The organism is Pannonibacter sp. SL95 (genome assembly GCF_026672425.1).
In the GTDB taxonomy this organism is placed as follows: domain Bacteria; phylum Pseudomonadota; class Alphaproteobacteria; order Rhizobiales; family Stappiaceae; genus Pannonibacter.
The window spans coordinates 1,264,265-1,282,999 of the sequence record NZ_JAPPRC010000003.1; the positions used below are offsets into that span (position 1 = coordinate 1,264,265).

The 18,735-nt window shown below is 63.1% G+C and carries 13 protein-coding genes; 7 read left to right on the top strand and 6 right to left on the bottom strand.

Annotated elements, in window-relative coordinates; genetic code table 11:
* Positions 1-30 precede the first annotated feature (30 nt).
* The gene (locus OVA12_RS06535) at positions 31-948 is read right to left on the bottom strand and encodes a DUF2336 domain-containing protein (RefSeq protein ID WP_268135580.1); all 918 of its coding nucleotides are present in this window, start codon (positions 946-948) and stop codon (positions 31-33) included.
* Positions 949-1,315: 367 nt separating this feature from the next.
* Positions 1,316-2,392: a protein phosphatase CheZ gene (locus OVA12_RS06540; protein ID WP_268135582.1), complete on the bottom strand. Its 1,077-nt coding sequence runs from the start codon at positions 2,390-2,392 to the stop codon at positions 1,316-1,318.
* 128 nt (positions 2,393-2,520) lie between these two features.
* Between OVA12_RS06540 and OVA12_RS06545 the strand changes: the two genes are divergently transcribed.
* Positions 2,521-3,690, top strand: a complete 1,170-nt coding sequence (locus OVA12_RS06545; RefSeq protein WP_268135584.1) for an MFS transporter — start codon at positions 2,521-2,523, stop codon at positions 3,688-3,690.
* 4 nt (positions 3,691-3,694) lie between these two features.
* Here OVA12_RS06545 and dgcA read toward each other — a convergent pair whose 3' ends face one another.
* Complete coding sequence (gene dgcA, locus OVA12_RS06550) at positions 3,695-4,675, bottom strand: N-acetyl-D-Glu racemase DgcA (protein WP_268135587.1); 981 nt, start codon at positions 4,673-4,675, stop codon at positions 3,695-3,697.
* Positions 4,675-5,688, bottom strand: coding sequence for an N-acetyltransferase DgcN (dgcN, locus tag OVA12_RS06555; RefSeq protein ID WP_268135589.1), 1,014 nt, complete (start codon positions 5,686-5,688; stop codon positions 4,675-4,677). The genes dgcA and dgcN overlap by 1 nt, the downstream gene beginning before the upstream one ends.
* Positions 5,689-5,799: 111 nt before the next feature.
* Between dgcN and OVA12_RS06560 the strand changes: the two genes are divergently transcribed.
* The 4 genes from OVA12_RS06560 to OVA12_RS06575 are packed head-to-tail and all read left to right on the top strand — an operon-like array spanning position 5,800 to position 10,072.
* Complete coding sequence (locus tag OVA12_RS06560) at positions 5,800-6,948, top strand: ABC transporter permease (RefSeq protein ID WP_268135591.1); 1,149 nt, start codon at positions 5,800-5,802, stop codon at positions 6,946-6,948.
* Positions 6,949-6,985: 37 nt separating this feature from the next.
* Positions 6,986-7,759, top strand: a complete 774-nt coding sequence (locus tag OVA12_RS06565) for an ABC transporter ATP-binding protein (RefSeq protein WP_442793851.1) — start codon at positions 6,986-6,988, stop codon at positions 7,757-7,759.
* 10 nt (positions 7,760-7,769) lie between these two features.
* Positions 7,770-9,419: an MlaD family protein gene (locus tag OVA12_RS06570; protein WP_268135595.1), complete on the top strand. Its 1,650-nt coding sequence runs from the start codon at positions 7,770-7,772 to the stop codon at positions 9,417-9,419.
* Between the two features lie 56 nt (positions 9,420-9,475).
* Positions 9,476-10,072: an ABC-type transport auxiliary lipoprotein family protein gene (locus OVA12_RS06575; protein ID WP_268135597.1), complete on the top strand. Its 597-nt coding sequence runs from the start codon at positions 9,476-9,478 to the stop codon at positions 10,070-10,072.
* Between the two features lie 193 nt (positions 10,073-10,265).
* On the opposite strand, the gene OVA12_RS06580 is transcribed toward OVA12_RS06575, so the two are convergent.
* Positions 10,266-15,695: an antitoxin gene (locus OVA12_RS06580; RefSeq protein WP_268135599.1), complete on the bottom strand. Its 5,430-nt coding sequence runs from the start codon at positions 15,693-15,695 to the stop codon at positions 10,266-10,268.
* Between the two features lie 828 nt (positions 15,696-16,523).
* Between OVA12_RS06580 and OVA12_RS06585 the strand changes: the two genes are divergently transcribed.
* Positions 16,524-16,895, top strand: a complete 372-nt coding sequence (locus OVA12_RS06585) for an Hpt domain-containing protein (RefSeq protein ID WP_268135600.1) — start codon at positions 16,524-16,526, stop codon at positions 16,893-16,895.
* A 109-nt stretch (positions 16,896-17,004) separates the two neighbouring features.
* Positions 17,005-17,325, top strand: a complete 321-nt coding sequence (locus OVA12_RS06590) for a 2Fe-2S iron-sulfur cluster-binding protein (protein ID WP_268135602.1) — start codon at positions 17,005-17,007, stop codon at positions 17,323-17,325.
* Between the two features lie 87 nt (positions 17,326-17,412).
* Here OVA12_RS06590 and OVA12_RS06595 read toward each other — a convergent pair whose 3' ends face one another.
* Positions 17,413-18,639, bottom strand: coding sequence for an MFS transporter (locus tag OVA12_RS06595; RefSeq protein ID WP_268135604.1), 1,227 nt, complete (start codon positions 18,637-18,639; stop codon positions 17,413-17,415).
* Positions 18,640-18,735 lie beyond the last annotated feature (96 nt).

Sequence of the window (18,735 nt, forward strand, 5' to 3'; positions counted from 1 at the left end):
CAACGTCTGACGGACAGCGGGGCGGGAAGCCTAGACAAAGACGAGCCGACGACCCGTGCGGAAGCGAAGGATTTCGTCCGGGATCGTGCGCGGGCTGCGATTGAACCAGACGCAGCGCGCTTCAAGGAACCTGCGATAGGTCTTGTGATCGATGCCGGTGTCCCGCATCAGGTTTGTGACGGCGCTGTCGGCATCGGACTTGATGATTTTCGTGACCGTGCTTTCGGGCATGTTGATCTTGCGCGCGATCAGCCAGCAGCAGGCATCGTGCCGGTTCTGGTCGATCAATGTCAGAAGAATGGAATCGAAAGATAATTCGCCTGACGCGATCTGGATGTGGGCCTCGTGGCAAGACACCGAACGGCCGTCGATTTCGAAGTCCGCGGTCTTGCCATCCGAGCTCGCCTTGCGGGCAAGCCGCTCCAGGTCGTCTTCTTCCATGGCGCGCGCCAGTGCCGGCGGAACAAGCGGACACTGCGCATCAATGATGGTCTGCAGATCCGAATGAAAACCGGGATCCTGAAGGGCACGCAGGGCGATCCCGCCCAGAACGGGTTCCTCGACATTGGCGAAGATCAGCAGGGCGAGGATGCCTCTGGCAGAGAACGGAGCGTTCAGGTTTCGCAGCAGGATGTGCGTCACCGGACGGCTGGCCCTGGCGATCATCGTGTCGACGAGCGCGTCGCTCAGATCGTTCCGGCGCGCGATCGCTGCCCGGTGCCGGTCGGACCGGTTGTTGACGATCTCACGCAGGGCAGTGGTGCTGATCGTCGGTGAAAACTCCAGCACCGGCTCACTAAGCTCGAAGTCCTCCTGGGCCAGGCGATCCGCGAGTGCGGAGGTGATCCGGTTCGTCTTGGCGAGGCGCACCACCAGATCGAAACGTGTCGGTCGGTCCAGCTGATGAAAGACATCGAGAACAAGGGCCGAAAACAGCTCGCGCTCCATCGGAGACGGATCCGGGTTCGCCGGGCTGGAGAATTCGGCGCCCAGGGTCCGGATCAGCTCGGATCGTGCTGACGCGTCCCTGTTTCTGGCAAGTTGTTCTAGACGGTTCAGGAGCATTGGCCCACTTGCTCTGTGATGTCGCCGATCTTTGGGCTTGTTCTGTTTATCTCCGTAGATTTGCAGATAAGAGTGAATTATTCGTTCTGGCAGAATGCCGCGTCAACATGCGCTGGTTATGCAACCACAGCGAAAACGCCTTTTTGATCTCAGAATAAGCTTGATGATTGGGTGGGATTTTTTCACGGCCAAAGCAAAGTGAAAAGGCCCCGGAAACCGGGGCCTTGAAAACTTCCTGGATTGGCGTGTCTCAGCTGAAAAGAGCCTGGCGTTCGTTCTCGGACAACATGGCAAGCGGATCATCGCCATCTGCTGCTGCCATGACTTCCTCTTCTTCCCAGGCTGCGTCTGCCGAGGCTTCCTCGACTGCATCGGCACCCGAGGTGTCCGTGTCGAAGAGCGCCGCGATGTTGTCGGCGTCCATCACTTCATCGGCGCTGTCGTCTTCGTCGGCCGTGGCAAAGTCGTCGCCGGTTTCATCGAAAATTGCCTCGATGGTGGCAGCGTCCAGCTGTTTGGCCGACGTGGTGATATTGACCGGCTCATCGGCCTCGGGCGCAGTATTGTCATTGCGCACGAATTCCATGTCGAAGGGCTCGGCGGCTTGCGTGGCTGCGGCCGACATGAACAGCATGTCATCGACTTCGTTCTGCTTGACGCCCTTGCCGTCGAGCTGCGGGCCGTTCAGCAGATGGGCATCCGGACGCGTGTCGACCGGACCAGCCTTGTCTTCCGCCTTCATTTCGGCGATGCCCCAGATGCCGATCATCAGGTTGATGCGGCTTTCCAGGTAGCGCATGACCTGAACGACCTTCTGGGTGCGCTGGCCGGTCAGGTCCTGGAACGAGCAGGCCATGAAGATTTCGGTCGCCTTGGCGTCGATCTCGTCGCAGACGCTGTCGTCCGCGCCGTTCTCGCGCAAGGTCCAGGCTTGTTCCTGGATGCGCTCGGCTGCAGCCAGGATGTCCTGAGTCGCCCGTTCAGTCTGGGTGACGATGGCATCGAGTTCGCTGGATGTATTGGTGAAGCGGTTGCCGTCATCTTCTTCCAGCTTGATATTGGCGATCTCGCGCTTGGTGCGCTCGATCGCCTCCTGCATGTCTGCAAGATCAAGCTTGATGCGGTTGAGATCGGGAACGGTGCGTTCCCGGTGCATCACTCGTTCCAGACGTCCGATTGCGTCCAGAATGGTGTTTGTTTCCGAGCTGCGATGCCGGCGCAGATACTCGGCGAGAAAACGGCGACCACGATCAGACTCAATAAGTGTCTGCTCGAGAACGGTGTACTCGGTTTCCTGGATCAGGACTGGCGGTTCGATTGCTGCCATCGTAAACGTCTCGATGTCCTCTTCGCCGCGTTCGGCCCGTGATTCGACGCAAACGCCGATACTCTCAGGCAAAGTTAGGCCTCAACAGTTAACATCTCTTTAGGCCCGAACCGCTTGGGTCACCGATCATGATAAAAATTCAAACCGGCTTGTCTACACGCGTCAGTGGTCTTTTCTGGGCCCACTTCGTTGGGTCTGGCCTTTTTCTGCCCTTTTTCCCGCTTCTCCTGAGCAATCGCGCGCTTTCCGTTTCGGAAATTGCGACCGCTCTGGCGCTTGCAACCTTCGCTCGCATTCTGGCCGCACCGATTCTGACTTCACTTTCGGACAAGACTGGACGTCGAAGACTGTCGATCTTTCTCTATTCGCTGGCTGGGGTGGTTTTCCTCGCGCTGTTCGCGTTAACGGACAGCTACATCGCAACGCTCATTGCCGTGGCTGGCCTGATGATCTTCTGGGCTCCGATCATTCCCCTGGCGGATGCCTATGCGCTGGATGTGGTGCGCAAGTCGGGCGGCCAGTACGGCCGTATGCGCCTGTGGGGGTCGGTGGCTTTCATCGCGGGCAATCTTGCCGGCGGCTGGCTCATCTCTTTCGCGACTGACCTACCGTATCTTTCTGCGATCCTGATGTCCCTGCTGGCAACCGCCGTGGTGGCCATCACCTTGCCGCCAGCCGGCGCGCGGGAGGGGGGCACTCCTGCGCAGGATGCACAGCGGCCGGTCGTATTCCGGCAGGCGTGGTTCCTGGCTCTCCTCGGTGGCATCGGCCTCATCCAGGCAAGCCATGCTGGCTATTATGCTTTCGCGACCATCTTCTGGCGCGCCTCTGGCGTTCCGGACACGGCGATCGGCCTGGTCTGGTCCCTGGGCGTCGTGACGGAAATCTGTCTTTTTATCTACGCCAGCCGCCTGCCATCCTGGTTCACACCGCTGCGGCTCATTCTGATCGGCGGGCTGGCCGGGATTTTGCGGTGGACATTGTTTGCGCAGGCGACAGACCTGACCTTCATCATCGCCCTGCAGGGGCTGCACGGGCTCAGTTTCGGGGCGGTGCATCTGGGAACGGTCAGCCTGCTCGGCCGCATCGTCCCGCCGCGCTGGTCGGCGACCGGGCAAAGCCTGATGGCCACGTCAATCGGCCTGTTGAATGCGCTCGCCACCTGGGGCAGCGGCCCCCTCTATGCGGAAGCTCCGGCGCACGCCTTCTGGGCAATGGCCGGGCTGTCTTTGCTGGGCGTCCTCGCCCTGCTTGTTCTTGCAAGGCGCGTCACGCTGGCAACGGCCAACGCTCCCTGACGCCTCAACCCCAGAGCGAACTGTCCGGCGGGATCAGTGTGCTTCCCTCAAACACCAGGCCACCGGCCCGGTCCTGGGACAAGAGCAGCGGTCCGTCGAGGTCGACATAGTCGGCCTGCTGGGCCACCAGGACCGCCGGGGCCATCCCCAGCGACGTGCCGAGCATGCAGCCGACCATGACCTTGAAGCCGAGGCCGCGCGCATCCGAATAAAGGGCGAGCGCCTCCGTCAGCCCGCCGGCCTTGTCGAGCTTGATGTTGACGGCGTCGTAGCGCTGGCGCATGGCGGGCAGGTCACCGCGCACATGCAGGCTCTCGTCGGCGCAAACCGGGACAGGCCGGGGCAAGATCTCTAGAGCTGCATCCTTGCCTGCGGGGAGCGGCTGTTCGATCAGCTCGACTTGTGCTGCGGCACAGGCGGCCATGTTTTCGGCATAGCAGTCCTCGGTCCAGGCTTCGTTGGCATCGACCACCAGACGAGATCTGGGCGCATTCGCGCGCACAGCTGCAATGCGCTCGGCATCGCCCGGTCCGGCGAGCTTCACCTTCAGCAGCGGCCGATCCGCTGCCTTGCGGGCGGCCTCGGCCATGGCATCCGGGGTCCCGACGCTCAAGGTAAAGCAGGTGATCAAGGGCCTCAGTGGACCGACACCGGCGAGATCCGCGGCGCGGCGTCCGCTGCGCTTGGCTTCGAGGTCCCACAACGCGCAGTCGATGGCATTGCGCGCCGCGCCCGCCTTCAGCTGCGCCGCCAGCGTCTGCCGGTCGAGACGTCCGTCAAGCGTTGCGGTCGTCTGCCGGATCGCTTCCATGACGCTGTCGATGCTCTCGCCATACCGCGGATAGGGGACGCATTCGCCGCGTCCCACATGCGTTCCGTCAGTCAGGGTCACGACGACCACGTCGGCATGGGTTCGGCTGCCGCGCGAGATCGTAAAACCTCCGGCGATCTCGAACCGCTCGTGGGTAACCTCGACCCGGATCATCATGCGCCTCCGAACTCGGTCGCGAGGCGGTCGATCACCGGTCCCATGCCGTAACGAACCGGATCGGTTGCCGGTAGGGAGTATTTCTTTTCAAGGTCTGCCAGATAGGTCCGGGCCTCGGCGTCGCCGAGCGCGGCCGTGTTGACGGACAACCCGATGCACCGAATGGCGGGATTGGTCAGCTTGCCGCACTGGATCGTCAGATCGATCACCGCCTGGATCGAGGGCAGGGGTGTTTCCACGCCGCGCATCGTCCGGCGTGTCGGCTCATGGCAGACGATGAAGGCGTCCGGCTGCGCGCCATGCAGCAGGCCCAGCGTGACGCCGGCGAAAGACGGGTGGAACAGCGAGCCCTGACCCTCGATCACGTCCCACCGACGTTCATCCATGGCCGGGGACAGCCATTCGACTGCTCCTGAAATGAAATCTGCCACGACCGCGTCGATTGCGACGCCTCTGCCCGAAATGAACACGCCTGTCTGGCCCGTGGCCTTGAAGTCACAGGCATATCCGCGCTCGCGCATGTCGCGTTCCATTGCCAGGGCCGTGTACTTCTTTCCGACCGAACAGTCGGTGCCGACGGTCAGGATCCGCCGGCCGGAGCGCTTGTTGCCCTTGCCCGTGGCGAAGGTCTCGCTGCTGTGCCGCACGTCAAAGAGCTTGCGTCCGTTGCGCTCGGCGGCCTCGCGAATGGCCGGGATCGACCCCAGCTTCACATGCAGTCCGCTGGCGACATCCATGCCGGCATTAAGGGCTGCGACGATGGAGGCCACCCAGTGGTCGGGCAACCGGCCGCCCGCATTTACCGCGCCGACGATCATGGTGCGCGCGCCGGCCTTTGCTGCTGCCTCGATGGACATGTCCGGAAGACCGGCATCGGCCTGGCATCCGGGCAGGCGATTCTGGCCCAGGCACCAGTCGCGGCGCCAGTCGACGACACCGAGCGCGGTTTTCGCGGCCAGCGCATCTGGCACGTCGCCGAGGAACATCAGGTAGGGGTTTGCAATATCCATGGTCGTATCCGCCTTTGCCGAGGCTGCAGGTCCAGTGTGGCTGGACGCCCTGCGGTCCTCTCAGGTATAGGGGGTTGTCCTTCACAGCGGCAAGGGGCTCGCCACCGCGCCATGGCCTTTCTCAATCAACTGAACGAGCCTGGATGCGCCCTTCGGCATGAGGGGGAGCGTGTCATCCTGTCGTTGTCAGGCGACTGGACCATTCTTTCGGCCATGGCTGCTGAAACACTGGTCGAGCCGCTTTGTACTGACCTGCATGCGGTCGTTGCCGTGGTCGATTTCTCGGCCATTGGTCGCCTTGACACAGCAGGAGCCTGGGTTCTGCACAAGCTGCGCGGCCGGATCGAGTTTGCCGGCACGCGGGTGCAGCTGGCAGGTCTTACCGATGAGCACCGGCTCTTGCTGAACGAAGTGGATGCGCATCATCCGCCCGGCTTCGTCCCGGACGTCCACCGCTTTTCCATCGTTCGTGCCTTCGAGCTGACGGGACGATCCGTTGTCGAGGCGTGGCAAGACTTCATTGCAATGCTGCATATCCTGGGCTCGCTCAGCATGGTCGTTGCGACGGTGCTGTTCCATCCCAAGCGGCTGCGCGGGATTGCCATTGCAGTCCAGTTCGACAAGACCTGCATTGGCGCGGTTCCGATTGTCGCACTCATGAGCTTCCTGATTGGCGCTATCATTTCGCAGCAGGGCGGCTTCTATCTGCGCCAGTTCGGTGCTGATCTGTTTGTCGTCGATCTGGCCGGTGTTCTGGTCCTGCGTGAAATCGGCGTGCTTCTGACTGCAATCATGGTTGCCGGCCGGTCTGGCTCTGCCTTCACCGCTGAACTCGGCGCGATGAAGATGCAGGAAGAGATCGACGCGTTGCATGTCATTGGCCTCAACGTCACCGAGGTGCTGATCCTGCCACGTCTGCTGGCGCTGATGGCGGCGATCCCCGTTTTGACATTCGTCTCGGACATTGCGGCGCTCGCTGGCGCTGGCCTCGTCTCCTGGTCCTATCTTGGTATTCCGCCGCAGGCCTTCCTGTCGCGCCTGCAGGACGCGATCAACCTGCAGACGTTCCTCGTTGGCATGGTCAAGGCGCCTTTCATGGCGCTGATCATTGGCCTGATCGCCTGCGTGGAAGGGCTCAAGGTTGGCGGCTCGGCGGATTCGCTCGGCCAGCACACCACCATGTCCGTGGTGAAGGCCATTTTCCTCGTCATCGTCGTCGATGGTCTCTTCGCCATCTTCTTCGCTGCCATTAATGTATGAGGCCGTCGTGAGCGCCAGTGAACCGACAAATGGCAGCGTGACGGCAGCAGGCAAGGCACGTCCTGTGATCCTCTCGGCCCGTGGCGTCACCGTGGGCTTTGGCTCCAAGCTGATCCTGGAAAACCTCGACCTCGATGTCTATCGCGGGGAAGTGCTCGGCTTCGTCGGTGGGTCCGGCACAGGCAAGTCGGTCTTGATGCGCACCATTCTCGGGCTGACCCCGCGCCGGGCCGGCCAGATTGAGGTGTTTGGTCAGGATCTTGACACTGCTACTCCGGCACAGCGCAACCACATCGAACGCCGCTGGGGTGTCCTGTTTCAGCAAGGGGCGCTGTTCTCGTCCTTGACCGTGAAGCAGAACATCCAGGTGCCGATGCGTGAATACACGGGCCTGTCCCAGGTGCTCATGGATGAGCTGGCCTGGCTGAAGCTCGAACTGGTGGGCTTACCGCGCGATGCAGCCGACAAGTACCCGTCCGAGCTCTCGGGCGGCATGGTCAAGCGCGCAAGTCTTGCGCGCGCGCTGGCTCTGGATCCGGATCTGGTTTTCCTCGACGAGCCCACATCTGGACTGGATCCGATCGGTGCCGCCGCATTCGACAATCTCATCGCCAAGTTGCGGGAAACGCTTGGACTTACCGTTTACATGGTGACACATGACCTCGATAGTCTGCATTCGATTTGCGATCGAATCGCAGTGCTTGGCGAACGCCGGGTCTTGTTGGCTGGAACAATCGAAGACATGATGGCGAGCGATTACCCCTGGATTAAGTCCTATTTCCGGGGCGAGCGTGCCCTTCGCCGGGTTTGAAGGAAGTCAGATGGAAACCCGCGCCAATTACGTCCTGATCGGCGGTTTTGTCCTCGGAGCGCTGTTTGCTGCGTTCCTGTTCATCTACTGGCTGGCGGCAACGTCCGACAGTTCGTCGAGCGTGAACGTGAAAGTCGTGTTCCCTGGGCCGGTCACAGGCTTGCCGGTCGGTGGACAGGTCCTGTTCAACGGCATCAAGGTCGGTGACGTTGGTACGCTCGATTTCGATCCCAAGGACCCACGCATCGTTATTGCGACCATTCGCGTCTCCCCGACTGCGCCGCTGCGCAAGGATGTCAAGGCAACGCTTGGTTTCCAAGGGCTGACGGGTGTTGCCTATGTCGATCTGAAAGGCGGCACCTCCGCGTCGACGCTGCTTCTCGACAATACCAATGGGCAGGAACCGGTCATCTACGCCGACCGCTCTTTCTTTGACGACATCATCGATCATGGCCGCGACGTGCTGAAGAAAGCCGATCAGACGCTGTCGACTATCGATCTGGTAATTCAGGAAAACCGGCCTGCCATTTCGGCAACGGCGCGCAATGTGGAGACATTCTCTGCAGCGCTTGCGCAGAACTCGGATGGCGTTAAGGAATTCATGGCCTCGGTTGGCGAGGCGACGACCGCCTTCAAGTCGCTGGCGGGCCGGATGGAGGGCCTCGTCGTCGAAGGTGAGCGCATTCTGGCCGCGGTTCCATCCGACAAGGTCGAGGAACTGGTCGGTAATGTGACCACATTCTCCCAATCGCTGCGCGATGCCGGGCCGGAGATCAACAAGATCGTCGCGGACGCCCAGTCCGCAACGGCGAACCTGAACCAGTTCACCGAACGGCTCAATGGCTCTCTGGCCCAGGTCGAGGCCGTCGTCGCGGCCGTCAAGCCGGAAGCGGTTGGCAAGGCTGTCGACGGGATGGGCGCGCTCGGAACCGTGCTCAGCGATCGCTCCAAGGACATCGACAGCGTGATCTCCGCCACGGCGGGTACCATGGAAAACCTTGACCAGATCACGGACACCGTTCGCTCCCGCGAGGCGGATTTCACAACTTTGATGTCTGAAGGCCGTGCTCTCGTCAGCGAATTGCTGAAGACCGTCCAGAACGCGGGTGGTGTGGTAGCGTCCGTCGATCCGGCGCGCGTCAGCAGCATTCTGGCCAATGTCGACAAGGTCGTCGGTGACTTCGCCAGCCAGGGTGAGGCCATCACGGCGACGGTCAACTCGGCCCGCAACGCCGCTGCCGATATAGAAACGCTGGCCAAGGATCTGCAGGGCCGTCGCGGCGATGTCGATCAGATCATCTCCGATGCGAAGGTCGTGTCAGCGAACCTCAACACCGCTTCCGGCAAGCTCAATGGGTTGATGGACAACGTCAACTCCATGGTCGAAGGCAATGGCGAAGGCCTGATTGTCGAGGCGACGAAGGCAGCTGCGGCCATCCGCAAGATCGCCGAGACATTCGAGAGCCGGGCAGGCGGCATTGCCGACGGCCTGACCAAATTCGCGCAGCAGGGATCGACCGATTTCGCTGCGACGCTGGATCAGATCAACCGCACCTTCGCGGCAATCCAGCGGGCCGTGGACAATTTTGACCGGGCACCGAACCGGGTGATCTTCGGCGGCGACGACGTGCCCCGCTTCGGCGGCGGTCAGCGGCGGTGAGACCGGTTACGGACAGGACCAGTGCAATGAGTGAACGGGCAAGGCAGGCCATGACGATGAGACGGCAATCCCCGCGCGGGACGTTGATTGCGGGCTGCGCAGGCCTCGCGCTGCTGCTGTCGGCTTGCGCGTCGACGGCACCAAATGCGCTTTACGGGCTTCAGGCACCGTCGGAATTCGAAACCGGCCAGAAGCGCTCTGTCCAGATCCTTGTTGCGGCACCGCGTGCGCTGAGTGCGCTGGACACCTCGAACATCGCCGTCGTCGACAAGGGGCCTGCCTACAGCTACTTCTCGCAGGCCGCCTGGGCCGACCAGCTGTCGAACGTGGTGCAGGCCGGGCTCGTCCAGACGCTGGAAAACACCAATCGCCTGAAGGGCGTCGGACTTCCCGGCGAAGGCCTGCTGATCGACTTCCAGCTGCAGACCGAATTGCGGGCGTTCCAGCTACAGGTCGATGGTGCGGATCGTGCAGTGGTCGAGATCGCGGCCAAGCTGGTCAATGACCGCAATGGCCGCACGGTTGACAGCCGTGTGTTCACGGCCAGCGTTCCGGCCGGCGGTGTTGGCGTCGATCAGGCGGTCGCTGCGATGAACCAGGCTGCAAGTCAGGTGTTCCGCGACATGGCGGCCTGGGTTCTGTCCAAGGTCTGAACAGGTTTGCGCCAAGGGGCCACGTCAGTTCATCTGTGATCTATCGTTCTGCATGACCCGTCGCGGATCGCGGCGGGTCATTTTGTTTTCGCTGCCAGGGCAGGGGAGGGCATAGTTCTGCCTCCTCGATCGCACGAAAAAGCCCGCCGGAACGATCCGGCGGGCTTTTCATTTTGTCTGGTTCAGAGCGGTGTCAGTCGAGACGTCCGCTGGCATGGGCGAGCATGGTGTAGACCTTGCCCGTATCCGACGTCAGGTAGGTCTGGCCCAGCATGTTGTCGCGATCATTGCGCGAGACCTGGGCAAGCAGCGCCTCGAAGTCCGCGATGTAGCGGTCCACGGCAGTCCGGAACTCCGGATCGCGGCCATACTTCTGACGGATCTCGTCGAAGGTCTGCTGACCCTGCAACGTGTAGAGCCGGCGGGTAAAGACGTGGCGTTCGCCGCGCTTGTACCGGTCCCACAGGTCAATGAAGGTCTCATGGTCAATCGCCCGGGCGATGTCCATTGACAGCGAGTTGAGGCTCTCGACCATGTGCAACGGCGAGCGCGGAGCCTTCGGCTGGGCAGCCGGGGTTTCCTCGTCGCGGGATGCACGCCGCAGCAGATCGCTGACCCAGCCCTTGGCAGCCGTTTCAGATGCCGGAGCCGGTGCGTCTTGCGGCGCCTGCCGACGCGGGGCTTCAGCGCGCGGCTGCAGCCGTTCGATGTCGGTGCGGGCAGGAGCTGCCGGGCGCGGTGCTGGCTGCGCCGGGAAGGCTGCCGGAGCAGCTGCCGAGGCTGACACGCGCTCCTGCTGCGGACGGGAGATGTCGAGCGCATTCGACTGGCGCGACACGATCTCCGACAGCTCGCTGAGGGCACGGATCTGCTCGTTGACGACCTTGCGCAGGGCGGCGGTGGATTCTTCCGCTTCCTCGGGCAGGTTGAGAACGCCCTGCTTCAGCTCCTTGCGGGTGCTTTCCAGCTCGATGTGCACTTCGCGGGCGACGTCGCGCATGCGCGTTGCCGCTTCGCCGAAGCGTTCGGAGGCTTCCGCAACCGTGCGGGTCATCTCCTTCATGATCTCGTCCTGCACCGTGCGGATGGCATCGCGGGCACGCTGGCCTTCCATGCCGGCCGTCAGGCGCATCGACTCGAACTGCTCGGCCACCTGGCGCGACGCCGCTTCAGCGGCGGCTGCCAGCATGCCTGCGGCTTCCCGTGCCTTGTCGTCAGCCGTTTCCAGCGTTTCGGACAGGGTGTTGGTGAAGGTGCGCATCAGCGTGTCGACCGTTTCGGTCTTGGCCAGCAGGGTGTCGGCAACGGTCTCGATGGCGGTCTTGCGCTCGCCGATCCGGTTGTCGACCAGACGGTTGGTCTCTTCCAGATGCCGCGCTGCGGAGATCAGGCTCTGGCTCTGCTGGTCGAAGCGCGAGGTGAGGGCCTGGATGTCGGCCAGCACCACGGTGGTCACGTCGCGCAGCGCGCCGACCTGTCCATCGATGAGGTTCGTCGAGGCGCTCGTCTCGGTGACCGCCCGGTCGACGGCGTTGCGGAATTCGCCCGCACGACGCGCCAGGTTGGTCTCGACATCGGCCAGGTTCGCGCCAGCGTGGGACATGACGTCCTGCAGGGTCGAATTGGACTGGTCGAGGCGGTCGAGAATGGCCGAGACATCGGCTTCAAGCTGCTGCTTGGTCTTTTCGAGCAGGGAGACGGCACGCATCGAGCGGTCGTCGATCCCGGTGATGATGCGTTCGCCGGCGTCGACCAGCGAGCGGGTCGCTTCCAGACCGTGCTGGGCGAAGGTATCGGCAACATCGCGGCCCTTGACCGAGATGGCGTCGAGAATGGCGCGGTGGATCTCGCCGACGCGCGAGGTCAGCTCGCTCGCACGCGTCTCGATCGCGCTCACCAGTTCGTTGCCGTCCGTGCCAACAAGGCGGGCGAACTCGCCGCTGCGCGCGCCGAAGGCCTCGTTAAGCTCGGCTGCCTTGTCGAGCATCTCCTTGGCGACGGTGTTGCCGCGCTGGGACAGAAGATCCGCGGCCTGCTGCACGGCGCTGCTGACACGCGTGCGAACGCTGTCGGCCTCGCCGGACATCAGGTTGCGCATTTCCTCGACCGTGCGGGTCAGGGTCACGCGGGCGTGCTCGCTTTCGGCGGTCAGGTTGCCGGAGATTTCCGCGATGGTGCGCGACAGGTCCGAACGGACCTTTTCGCTTTCACCGGTCAGCGAGCCGGAGAATTCGGCCAGGGTGCCGACATACAGCGTGCGTGCCTTTTCGCTCTCGGCCGCCATGGAGCGCGCGGCTTCCGTGACAGCGGTGAGAACCAGGTCACGTACGCGGGTGCCTTCGCCGGACAGAAGCCCGGTGGCTTCCGACATGGCCGAAGTCACGGTGTCGGCCGCGCGCTGGCTCTCGCCAACGAGAACGCCGCGAGCTTCGCCGACGGCGCCCAGAACCAGCTGCCGCAGGCGTTCGCCTTCGCCAGCCAGCTTGCCGGTGACGTCGGTGAAGGTGCCGTTGACGGTCTCGACAGTGCGCTCGCGCTCGTCAGCCAGAGCCGTGGCGGCCTGACCGACAACTTCGAGCACCATGTCGCGAACACGGTTGCTCTCGCCGGACAGCACGGAGCTGGCCTCGATCATCGCACCGGTCAGCGTGTCGCGCGCCTTTTCGGTTTCGCTGGACAGCGTGCCCGAAATGGCGGTGAGACGTTCATTGAGCACGGCCTCGAGCTGGCTTGCGCGAGTGTCGAGCGTCTCTGCGACTTCGAACACCTTGGCACCCAGGGAGACATTGATCTCGGCAATGCGTTCGGACAGGGACTCGGTGAGTTCCGCGCTCTGGCGGGCCAGCACGCTGCCAGCTTCGTCCAGGCGGCTGTCCAGGGCGTTGGTCATTTCCGCCTGGCCGTCAACGAACGCCTTGGCGATTTCGCGGGTGCGGGAGATCAGCGTCTCGCTGATCTGGCGGGCGCGGTTGTCCAGGGTCTGGTCGATGCGTTCAGTGCCGGCGGCCATGCTCTGGGCAAGGTGTTCGGCCTTGTCGCTGATCGAGCTGGCGGCGATGTCAACACGCTCACCGATCAGGGACGTCGCGACATCGACGCGTTCGCCGATCATGCTCGTTGCAATTTCAACGCGTTCGCCGATCGAGGTGGCAGCCACTTCGACCTTGTCGGCAATGATCTGACCAACAAGCTCTGCGCGTTCGACCAGCTGCTCACCGGCGGAGTCAACGCGGCGCGACAGTTCGTAGGTGATCGCGTCAGACCGGTCAGCGAGCACTTCGGCGATGGTGCGGGACTTCTGCTCCAGCGTGTCGCTGAGGGCTTCGGTCCGGGTGCTGATCGCCTCGGCCAGCAAGGTGGTGCGGGATTCCAGCGCAGCTTCAAACGAGGCGGTGCGCTGTTCCAGCGTCAGGTCAAGGCTGCTGATCCGGCTGTCGAGCGAGGAGTCGAGCCCGCCAACACGGGTTTCGAATGTTGCATCAAGGCTTTCCAGGCGGCTGTCGAGCGTCTGGGCGAGAACCTGCGCCCGGCCGTCGAAGGACTGCACCAGGTGCGAGCCGCGCTCCGCAACGATCTTCTCGAGTTCCGTCAGGCGGGCAGACAGGCCTTCCTGCAGAGCCTGGCCACGCTCGTCGAGAGTTGCAGCGATACGGTCACCGACGGTGCCGATATCCGTGCTGACCCGGTCGCCGCGCGTGCCGATGAGGCGAGCGAGTTCGGTGCCGGTTTCTGCCAGCTTCTGGGCCAGATCAGTCGTCCGCTGGCCAAGCGTGGTCGAGATTTCAGACGAGGCGGCGGCAAGTGTCTCACGGAAGCCGATGGTCTGGCTCTCGATGAGCAGGGCCATCTCGGTGCCGCGGGCACCCAGGCGATGATCCAGCTCTTCGCCATGTACGGTGATGGCGGTTTCGATGCGGTCGCTGATCGTGCCGAGGCGCTCGGCCAGTGCGCCGCCATGAACGGTGATCGTCTGCGTCAGGCTGGAAGATGTCTCGTCCAGCTTGGCAGCAATCTCGCCGCCGCGCAGCGACAGGTCGACGACGATGGATTCGCCGGTTCCGCGCAGGATTTCCGCCACTTCGGCGCTGCGCTCGGACAGGGTCTCGACGATCTCGGCGCCCTTGACCGAAATGGTATCGGTCACCTGCTGTCCGCGCTGGGAAATGCTCTCGACAACGCGGCTGCCGGTTTCGTTCAGCGAATTGTCGAGGTGGGTGACGCGGGTGTCGACGGTGGTGATCAGTTCCGTCGTCCGGGCGGTGATGGTGTCGATCAGGCGACCGCTGGTGAGGGCGAGGGTCGCGTTGATCTCGTCACCGCGCAGCGCGATGGTGTCGCCGACGGACGTACCCGTGCGGTCAAGCGCTTCGGTGAATTCCTGGGTCCGCTGCGACAGCGTCGAGTTGATCTCGTTGCCACGGATCGACAGGGTTTCGACGAACTCCTTCGCCGTCGAGGCGAAGCGCTCGTTCACGTCCTGGCCACGCAGGCTGAGGGTTTCCCAGAGCTCGTTGCCGGTGCGCGACAGGTTGTCGACCATTTCGCTGCCCGAAGCCGTCAGACGCGCAACATAGTCGCCCGCGCGGTCGGTCAGAGCCTCGACCAGTTCCGAACCGGAGGTGTTGAGCGAGGAATTGAGCGCTTCGATGCGGCTGTCCACGGAACCGGTGAGGTCGTTGATGCGATCCTCGACGGCGCTGACGAGGCGCGACGTGGCGGTGTCGACCGTGCGCGAGATCTCTTCCGAGGTCGAGGAGAGCTGGCCGGCGAAGCTTTCATGCGCACCGGAGATCGTCTCGCGGACGCGCTCGGCGTTGGCAATGATTGCCTCGCGCTGCGAGATCAGCTCGTCGATCAGTGCGCGGATCTTGAGTTCGTTGTCGTTGTAGGACCGCTCCAGCGAGGACACCTCGTTGTGGACCAGAACCTCGAGTTCACTGGCGCGGGCAATGGCGCGCTCGATGCCGTCTCCCATGGCCGCAACTTCGCGGCGAATGGCCTGGCCGACCGACAGCACGGACTCCTTGGCCATGTCTTCCGGTTCTGCAAGGCGCAGGGCGACTTCGGTCATGCCACGGGCGACAATGCGCATTTCCTGCGCGCGCCAGATCATCATGGCCATGACGAAGAAGAACAGGATCGGGACAACGATGCCGACGCCGGAGAGAACGAGGGCCGGGGAGGCGGCGAGGCTGCCGGCACCGTTGAGCGCGGCGATCTCCGCGCTGAAGCCGGACAGAACCAGGGTCGTGCCGATCGCACCCCATGCAATGCTGAGTGCGAGGGCGACCCAGAACGGGGCGGCCGACGGGCGGCTCTGCAGGGCGAAGATCAGGTTGCCGATGCTGCGGCGATCATCGTTGGCGGCGGGCGGACGTCCGCCACGGCCACGGCCACGACGGCCTTCAGCGGGGCCGGCATCATTTGCCGAAGTGCGCTCGCCTGTTCCAAGAGCCGGCTTTTCCGCCAGAGCTTCGCCGAGGGCAGCGCGCGCGCCATCACGGGTCGCATCGTCGCCATTGGCTGCCGCCTTGTCCGGGCCGCCGAAGTCAAGCTTCAGCGCCTCTTCGACAGCGGACAGAGCCGCTTCCGCAGGATCTTTCACCTTCGGGGGATTTGCCATCTTGGATCGCCTCACATCCGTACGCATTACAAGTCGGGGGCCGAAGCCACCGAACACGGTCCCTGCAACGTTGAGCCAGCCAACTTGGCTGACGGTCGCCGCATGGGGTGAAGCAAGGCCGGGTGCCGCCGCATCTGCTGTCCGCCGCATCGCCGGACAGCCTTTTCCCCACCTTGCCGCATTACTCAATCTAATGGCACAATCCGCGTTAAGGAACAAGAAACGCCGTTATGCATCAGGTCTCTCGAGGGGCTGGAGCCATGCCGGAACGCAGCGTAAAATCCCGCAACAATGCCTCTTTTCGCGAGAGCGGAGAGCAGGGCGGGAGGCATCTTCGCCCTACGCTTGTGCAGTTGCGATGGCTGCGCCGGGGGCTCGATCAGGCCGGCGGCAAGCTCCCGCTTTTTGACGAGGCAGGGCGGCAGGTCTCCCCCAGAACCATCCGCGCGTGCATTGCTGCCGGATGGGCAGAGCCTTGGTTTTTCAATCCAATTAAGCCTGACTGGCTTGTGTGCCGTCTGGCGGATGACGGTCGGGCTGTCGCCGGAGTGGCGGGTGATGCGGGCACTGATGCGGTCTGAAACGACGAATTCAAGCGCTGTCTGGAGCCTCGTCAGGACAGGCATGCTGCGCCGCGAGACTCGTTTTACGGGTATTGTTAAGTCGCGTTAACCAAAGATTCACTTTGTTGGGGAGAGTTGCCCGTCTGCACAGTCGGGGCGGCCATTTCTTAACCCCGAATTTCCGGAACCGGGCGCAAATTGTTCTAAACATTCTGCTTGTTTGCTGTTCGCGCAGTTTGCGTCCAGCCGTCGCCGGGAGAATCAGATGGCCCCTTCTGCCGAGGCCGAGGCGGACATGAGCCGGGAACGCTATGGTCCAGTCGCCCCAGTCGACCGAACCGTCCTGGCCGTCAGTACCTTTGGCAATGCCGAGCTTGAACAGGAGGTGCTGCGGCTGTTCCTGTCGCAGTCCCAGATGCTGATCAGCCGCATCGCCGAGGCCAGCGCGACAGTTGAAGCGGCCGACCACGTTCATACCCTCAAGGGCTCGGCCCGGGCGATTGGGGCAGGCCGACTTGCGGATGTCTGCGAGACCGTCGAGGAAGAGCTGCGCGCTGGCGAGGGCCCCGCGCTCCTGACCCTCGTCAGCCTGGTCGAGGAAACCTGCGACTACATCCGGCACCAGCTGCTGCGCTGATCCGCCAAGCCGCGGCACCTTCGGCTGCGGCAGCAAGCTTGCTTGACCTTTTGCCGTGAACCGTTATCTCGGGAAGGTCAGACTTTTCTTATCGGACGGACGCGTTTTCATGCCTCACATCACTTTCGTTTCCGCAGACGGCTCGCGCCACGAGGTTGACGCCGCTGCAGGCGCCACCGTCATGGAAAGCGCCATCAAGCACATGGTTCCCGGCATCGAGGCCGAGTGTGGCGGCGCCTGCGCCTGCGCCACCTGTCATGTCTATGTCGACGAGGCCTGGATGGCGAAGGCCGACAGCCCGGAGCCGATGGAAGAGGACATGCTGGACTTCGCCTATGATGTCCGCCCGACGTCGCGCCTGTCCTGCCAGATCAAGATGTCCGACGCGCTCGACGGCATCGTCGTGCATGTGCCCGAACGCCAGGCCTGATTGAGCCAGCTGTCACTGCTGGCGCGGCCCCTGGAATAGAGAAAACGCCCGCGCTGGGAGACGCGGGCGTTTTCGTGTGTCCAACCCTCACTCCGCCGGTCGGGCGGGCGTGCTGCTCCAGGGCAGGACAACTTCATGGCCCACATCCGGGGCAAGGGGAACCAGTCGCGACAGGGCGAGACTGCACAGCGCCATCGCGGCACCGGCCAGGAAAACGGCTGCGGGTGAAATCAGCCACAGCAGCCCGAACACCACCGGGATGAACACCGCCGCGATGTGGTTGATCGTGAAGGCGACGCCGGCCGTCGGTGCGATGTCGGCCGGATCGGCGATCTTCTGGAAATACGTCTTCATGGCGATCGCGATGGCAAAGAACATGTGGTCGATCACATAGAGTGCGGCCGCCGCCGTCGCGTCCGAGACGAAGGCATATCCGACGAACACCAGGAACAGCCCGCTGTATTCGATCGCCATGGCGCGTCTTTCGCCGATGCGCCCGATCATCTGTCCGATCTTGGGTGCGATCAGCATGTTGACCGCTCCATTGATCAGAAACAGCCCGGCGACTTCGTGCACGTCATAGCCGAAGCGTTCGACCATCAGGAACCCGGCGAACACCGTGAAAATCTGCCGCCGCGCGCCGGCCATGAAGGTCAAGGCGTAGTACAGCCAGTAACGCTTGCGCAGGATCAGCTTCTTGTGCTGCGGCACACCTTCTCGGAACTTCGGGAAGATGATCAACAGGGCCGCAAGCGCCACGATGGTGGTCGCGCCGGAGATCAGGAATACGGTCTCGAACGTCAGCCCGAAGGTCTTCCAGCCAAGCAGGATCAGGGAATAGGCGATCAGCTGGGCAAAGGCGCCGACGGCGAGGATCTTGCCCATGCCCGCCGCGGCCGTCTGCTTGGGCAGCCACTGCATCGACAGGGACTGCGCCATGGTCTCGTAGTAGTGGAAGCCGACCGACATCAACAGCGTCGTCACATAGAAACCGAATGCAGTCGGGAAGTAGCCCGTCACCGCCACGCCAATACCGAGGCAGGCGAGCGAAACATAGGCCAGCGTCTGCTCGCGCATCAGCAGCAGTAGATACACGGCGGTAAAGGCAAGGAACCCCGGGATCTCGCGGATTGACTGCTGGATGCCGATTTCCCGTCCGGTGAACTGCAGTTCCTGGACTGCGAAATTGTTGACCAGGTTCCACCAGCCGGCGAAGGACAGCTGCATCGCGCCGGCCATCACCATCAGCAGCACGAGCGGCGAGCGCCAGCCGGTGGCGGTCATCGGGTCGCTGGCGCGTGTGAAGTAACTCATGTGAAGGAACCCGTGTGAGGTAGCTTGTGGGCCTGTCCGGTCAGGTCGGGCCGCGCGGCGACAGAGGTTGCGAACCGTACGGTACGGTCCAGTTCT

Excerpts from the sequence above, each read along its gene's own strand:
- OVA12_RS06535 (WP_268135580.1), bottom strand. The coding sequence starts at position 948 with ATGGAGCGCGAGCTGTTTTCGGCCCTTGTTCTCGATGTCTTTCATCAG.
- OVA12_RS06540 (WP_268135582.1), bottom strand. The coding sequence starts at position 2,392 with ATGGCAGCAATCGAACCGCCAGTCCTGATCCAGGAAACCGAGTACACC.
- OVA12_RS06545 (WP_268135584.1), top strand. The coding sequence starts at position 2,521 with ATGATAAAAATTCAAACCGGCTTGTCTACACGCGTCAGTGGTCTTTTC.
- dgcA (WP_268135587.1), bottom strand. The coding sequence starts at position 4,675 with ATGATCCGGGTCGAGGTTACCCACGAGCGGTTCGAGATCGCCGGAGGT.
- dgcN (WP_268135589.1), bottom strand. The coding sequence starts at position 5,688 with ATGGATATTGCAAACCCCTACCTGATGTTCCTCGGCGACGTGCCAGAT.
- OVA12_RS06560 (WP_268135591.1), top strand. The coding sequence starts at position 5,800 with ATGGCCTTTCTCAATCAACTGAACGAGCCTGGATGCGCCCTTCGGCAT.
- OVA12_RS06570 (WP_268135595.1), top strand. The coding sequence starts at position 7,770 with ATGGAAACCCGCGCCAATTACGTCCTGATCGGCGGTTTTGTCCTCGGA.
- OVA12_RS06575 (WP_268135597.1), top strand. The coding sequence starts at position 9,476 with ATGAGACGGCAATCCCCGCGCGGGACGTTGATTGCGGGCTGCGCAGGC.
- OVA12_RS06580 (WP_268135599.1), bottom strand. The coding sequence starts at position 15,695 with ATGGCAAATCCCCCGAAGGTGAAAGATCCTGCGGAAGCGGCTCTGTCC.
- OVA12_RS06585 (WP_268135600.1), top strand. The coding sequence starts at position 16,524 with ATGGCCCCTTCTGCCGAGGCCGAGGCGGACATGAGCCGGGAACGCTAT.
- OVA12_RS06590 (WP_268135602.1), top strand. The coding sequence starts at position 17,005 with ATGCCTCACATCACTTTCGTTTCCGCAGACGGCTCGCGCCACGAGGTT.
- OVA12_RS06595 (WP_268135604.1), bottom strand. The coding sequence starts at position 18,639 with ATGAGTTACTTCACACGCGCCAGCGACCCGATGACCGCCACCGGCTGG.